The organism is Actinophytocola sp. (assembly GCF_045807065.1).
Classification (GTDB): domain Bacteria; phylum Actinomycetota; class Actinomycetes; order Mycobacteriales; family Pseudonocardiaceae; genus Actinophytocola.
Genome location: NZ_JBJMIE010000523.1, coordinates 1 through 5,093 on the forward strand (window position 1 = coordinate 1; position 5,093 = coordinate 5,093).

2 protein-coding genes and 1 pseudogene are annotated in these 5,093 nt (G+C 67.3%); all 3 read right to left on the reverse strand.

Translation table 11 applies throughout. From position 1 onward, the window contains the following. On the reverse strand, nucleotides 1-2,920 hold a 2,920-nt coding region (gene fxsT / locus ACJ73U_RS30640), incomplete at its 3' end, for an FxSxx-COOH system tetratricopeptide repeat protein (RefSeq protein ID WP_407781207.1). Continuing rightward, the gene (locus ACJ73U_RS30645; protein WP_407781208.1) at nucleotides 2,921-4,048 is read right to left on the reverse strand and encodes an AAA family ATPase; all 1,128 of its coding nucleotides are present in this window, start codon (nucleotides 4,046-4,048) and stop codon (nucleotides 2,921-2,923) included. It abuts the gene before it with no gap. A 9-nt stretch (nucleotides 4,049-4,057) separates the two neighbouring features. Beyond that, nucleotides 4,058-5,093, reverse strand: a pseudogene (locus tag ACJ73U_RS30650) (hypothetical protein); the annotation flags it as partial.

The following is a 5,093-nucleotide window of genomic DNA, read 5'->3' on the forward strand; positions in this document are numbered from 1 at the left end:
AGTCGAGCTTCGCGAGGCCGAAGCGGTTGATCTCGCGGATTGCCCGGGCCAGCTGGATGGGGTCGCGAAGCGCGACGTCCAGTTCCGGGGAGATCTGCACACCGCGGACGCCGGTGAACAGCTCTCGTGAGATCGGCTCCGGTGAGAAATAGGCACAGATGTGGAGGATCTGGTGTGCGGCCGGGTTGCTCTTGCGCAGTTCGTCGAACGAGACGTTCCACGCCGCGGCAACCGACACCTCGTAGTCCGGGGAGGTCACGGAGTCGAGAATCTCTGCCACCTTTTCGTCGAAGAGTTTGAGATACTCCGAGACCGGCATGCCTGTTTCCGCGCGCCAGGCGGCGGCCTGTTCGATGGCCAGTGGCAGGTCGCCCAGTTTGTCCGCTACCTGGTCGGCCTCCTCGTCGTCGATCTCAGGGCCCCGACGGCGCAGAAGTTCCTTGCTCTCCTCACGGCGGAAAACCGCGACCTCCAACGGACTGGCGACGCCGGCCCAGGCCGGGTTGCGGGATGTGACCAGGATTTCACCCGGGCCGTTGGCCGGGAAGAACGGGCGCACCGACTCCGGGGTTTCGGCCGCGTCGAACACCAGCAGCCACCGGCGTACCGGTCTGCCGGCACGCAGCGCCTCCAAGACGGCCGGTACCGCCGTGCTCGCTTCCGAACTACCCGCGAGCCCCAGGTGTCGTGCGAGGTCCGTGAGGTCGGACCGGATCTGGGTCGGCTTGGCGGCGTTGATCCACCACACCAGGTCGTAGTCGTCCACGTGGCGGTAGACATATTCTGCTGCTGTGTGCGTCTTGCCTATGCCGCCCATGCCGTGCAGGGCCGCGGGTAGCACAGCGGTTGTACCGCCGGCGGTCAGTTGGCTGCGGAGTTGCTCTATCAGGTCTGCCCGGCCCGTGAAGTTGAGGTTGCGAGGTGGGACGTTGCCGAAGATCGGCGGTGTGTCGCCGGGTTGGCGGGTGCCCGTTCCCGTGGTGAACGACACGGGCGTCAGCGGGGCTACCGGCACGGGTGCCGGGCGGTTGTCACCGTCGGGGGACTCGGTCAGGTGCGCGGTCGAGGTTCCCACTTCGTGCTGGGCATCGACGCGCTCGGCCGCGTTGGACATGGCGGGAACCTCGGCAGTGTCGTGTGGTGGCGCTGGAAGGGTGTCGTGTGGCGTGGTATGCGCTGGAGCGGATGTGGCGGCAGAAGGCACGGCGGCACCGCGGTGGTCCGTATCCTCTTCGAGCCTGGCTACTCGGGAGAGGTACGGGTCACCGCTCAACGCACGCAGCACAACGCGCTGTAACGCCCGGTCCGCCAGGGCCGCGGGTTCCGGAGTGTTGTCCGGGTCGGCTATGGCGTCACGCAGGCAGGACAGCGCGCTTATTCGGTGGCCATGGTGGTGGGCGGCCACCCGCACGACGCGCGCGGTTTCCGAGCGCCGCGCGCCTTCCAGCAGAGTCGCACGGTCGGACTCGGCCATGTCGAAGAGCCCACCATCCATTGTGGACCCTCCAGGGGCGGTGGCGGGAGAATACCGCAGAATCCCGGTGGCGATCAACTCAGAAACTATCTCCGGTCCCGCGCCGTGATCTGGTAGGAAATTCTCTTGCAGCAGGCGGATTACCGACAGGTCGGCCGGCACGGCCGCCACCATTCGTGCGAGTTTCTGCGCTGCTGGCGACGCCACGCTCCGGAAGTGATGTATGCGCTGTCGGGGCTTCTGCTCGCCGAGGCCGACGAATGTGCTGACCCGCGGTCGCGGTTTGTCCGACGCAAAGATGACCGCGGCGTCGACCGGACCGCGGTGCGAACCCGTCATGAGCAGTGCCCACCAGCGCAGCCACCGCGGGTCGAGCTCCAGGACCGGCACCGGCACCGCGTCGGCCGGCACCGCCTGCTCGGGGTCCAGTTCGGCCCACGCGTCCGGTAGCTCGACCGACCAGGCCCGGTTCGGGTGCGGGTCGACCGGGACCGTCAGCCTGGCGCGCCGCGGTTCCAGGCCCGCTCGTCCCCACATCCACTGGGGCAGCAGGTGAATGACCGAGACGGGCAGCGCGCGGCCCCATTCCGCGAGAATCGGGCTGACGAGGTCCTCGTGCCACCCGTCGCCGAAGCCGTCAGTCAGCACCAGCACCAGCCGCCGGCCGGAGCGGTCGATCACCTCGGCCGGATCACGTGGCACAGCGCCATCCCGCGCACTACGCAGTTCCGGCGGCAGTGGCACTCCGTTGGCGGACCGGCTCGTGTCCAGGTACCACAGCCGTATGGTGCGGAACGCGCCGAGCTGTTCGAGGAGTTCGATGAACGCGTCGACCTTCGAGCGCCACAGGCGCATCGACGGGCAGACGTCTATGACGACCGTCAGGTCAAGCCACCGTTCGCGCCGCTTCTTCATGACCGGTAACCACAGCTCGTCCTGCACCGCTCGCTCGGCCGTGGCGACTTCGTCGATAACGACATCCCGTTGTGACGCCACGAGACGCTTCAGCGGTCTCAACGCACGCACGATGTTCAGCCGATCGGGCAATGACCAGCTCGTCCTCGGCGTCACATCGGGCAGATCCCCCGGGAACAGGCGCGGCGGCGGCTCACCTTCCGCCGGCGGCGGCTCGACCGGCGCAGGCTCGGGACCAGCCGGAGTCTCCACCTTGTGGTTATCGGGTTTCTGGGGCGGAACGCGAGCGTCCTGCTCGCCACGAGGCGGAATGACGGCGGCTGAGGTCACGCGTTCGGCCGGAGGCGGTTCCTGCCGCGGTGGAGTGTCGTCGGCCGAAGCGGGTTGGGTCACCGCCGCGAGCCACACAGCCTCCCCGACCTCCAGCCAGGTCAGGTCCCCGACACCGAGTCGCTCACCGGATGGCACAGCGTCCGCCGGCCCCGTCCGCCGAACGAGGCCTTCCCTGGGAGTGTCGGTTGACCGGCTCACTCAGGGCGCCAAACTCAACCGGCGCCAGAGCGATTCCAGCAGTCGGGGCCAGGCCGGGTCGTTCTCGCGGAACGCACCGGATGTCGCCAGGTACACGGCGTCGAACAGGCGGTCCGCCGGCAGACCGCCGATCGCCGACCGCCGTGTCACGAACTCGCGGACCAGGTTGTCGGTGTGGTGGCCGGCCGCGTCCAACATGTGGTTGGCCACCATGGCCGCGAGCTGGTCCTCGTTCGGCTCCTGCATCTCGTACCGCAGGCAGCGACGCAGGAACGCGGGGGGAAACTCGCGCTCACCATTGCTGGTGATGACGATCACCGGAAACGCGGCACACGCGATCCGGCCGTCGTTCACCGTGACCTCGCCGTACGGGTCACTGGTGAACACCCGCACGCTCGGTGTGCGCGCCCGCACCCGCTCCAGTTCCGGAATGCCGAACTCGGCGTCCTCGAAGATGCTCAGCAGATCGTTCGGCAGGTCCGCATCCGATTTGTCGAGCTCATCGATCAAGAGCACCCGCGGTGTTCGCGTCGGGAGGAACGCGGTGCCCAGCGGACCCAGCCGGATGAAGTCACCGACGGGCGGCTCGTCGACAACATCGGCGGCACCGTCGGCATCACCGGTCCCGTCGAGCCGACGGGCGGCCGCATATCTGGTCGCCGCCGCCTGCGCGCGGCCGATGGCGTCGTATTCGTACAGCCCGGACTCCAGCGTGGTTCGACTGGTGATCGACCACCGCAGGACCCGGCCGAGCCGGAGCTCCCGCGCGATCCGGTAGGCGAGAGCGGACTTCCCCGAACCGGGGCGCCCGGTGACTATCAGCGGTCTGCGCAGGAACAACGCGGCGTTGACCATGTTGATCTCGTCCGGATCCACGTCCCCCTCGGTCAGGTGGAACTCCGGGCCCAACCGACGCTCGGCCTCGAAGTCGTCCTCCGGCGGCGTCTGCGGCTCACTCGGAGGTTCGCCGCGGAACTTGCGCCACGGCGGCGGTTCGGGAAGCAGGTCGGGAAGTTGGATGTCGTGCATTGGTCGGCCAGTGCCTCGGTAAATCCACCATTCAGGCACATCGGCCTGAGGAGTCCGCTCTGTTAGCGGAACCTCTGGACCGCGGTCGTTCGCGCTCATCCGCATCCCCTAGGACGGCCCGGTTCCGAGCACGACGATTCGATCAGGGTCATCCCAGAGTACCACCAAATCGCGTGCCAAGTCTTGGACGGGCGAGCCAAGAGATGCACTTCTTGAGATTCGGGACTGTTCTGGTAATCCGATCAAGCCGCCACTCGCTGTCAACTGCATCACCAATTTGGTTAGTTTCTCCGGAGTGACATCCGGATGCCACAACAGCACCGGCATTCCCGCTCTCAACGCGGCGGTGAACTCGTCAATTGCCGCTCCCCCAGGACACCGCGGTGACGGCGGAGCACTGAGCACCATCGCGACGGAGTCACTCGCATGAAGGGCAACATCGACACGCTCCGTCACGCCTTCCGCGCCGCCGAAGTAAATCCGCATCGGCGAGGGGTCATCGTTGAGCGAGCGCCAACGCTTCCGCCACACCCGGTGCCAATGTTCGCTCCTCATCCTTTCGAGTGACCGAACTCTGATAATGTATTCGACGCACAGCGGCTGGGGTTGGCCAGATTCGTGTTCCTTGTTCCAGCGGTGTACCGGCAGGTGGATGAGTTCCCTCGGCAGGATGACTTCCAACGTCACGGGAGCGAGCTGATCCGCCCATGCTCGCTCGGCGGCCACCACCTCCTCGTCGAAGGCACGCTCGAGATAGTCCTCGTCCACCTCCCGGATCCCGACCTTGGCAGGGGGCCACACCCCGGGCATGGTTTGGCGCCACGATGACAGCACGTAACGGTCGCCGCTGATCCCGTCGTGCTCGAGCGCGAGCAACAGGTGCAGGCCCGGCGCACCGGTACTCGGGGACATGTCACGCCTGCGCTCCTCCAACGCGTTCTCGGCGCCCTGGTGCCGGACCTTCTGCTCGACCCAGGCACGCATCGCACCGCCCACGTCGCCGCGGACCTCCGCCGCCACCGCATCGAGCAACACCAGACTGGGTGGCACGCCACCCGGTCCCGCGTTGATGTCGACCAGGTGGGTGAAGGCCTGCCACAGGTCAGCGAACCTGGGCAACGGCACGGCCGAGTTCGCCGCCCGC